This is a genomic window from Pseudoalteromonas sp. HM-SA03 (assembly GCF_002289345.1).
In the GTDB taxonomy this organism is placed as follows: domain Bacteria; phylum Pseudomonadota; class Gammaproteobacteria; order Enterobacterales; family Alteromonadaceae; genus Pseudoalteromonas.
This window is the reverse complement of the sequence record NZ_NSDG01000135.1, coordinates 1-217: the sequence shown is the minus strand read 5'-3', so window position 1 is coordinate 217 and position 217 is coordinate 1. Positions and strand designations below refer to the sequence as shown.

General features: G+C 53.9%; 1 protein-coding gene. It reads right to left on the bottom strand.

Annotated features, from left to right (window positions below):
- Positions 1-217, bottom strand: a 217-nt coding sequence (locus CKO50_RS24160; protein WP_176474740.1) for a hypothetical protein, incomplete at both ends; no start/stop codon positions are given.

The following is a 217-nucleotide window of genomic DNA, read 5'->3' as shown; positions in this document are numbered from 1 at the left end:
TGAGGATTGGCCTTTGACCCCGACAGCGAGCGCACTGTGGCGGTAAACACCATCGGCTTGGGGCTATGCTCTGGGGGCGCGATACGTATTGGCTCACCTCGTGGTACACACACCGACTCGCTATGATGCGCAACTTGCTTAGGGTTATTGGCACTGCCTTGCTTATAAATCTGTTTACTGCGAATACAGGTATAATCGCCACCTTTCGCTGTGCCCA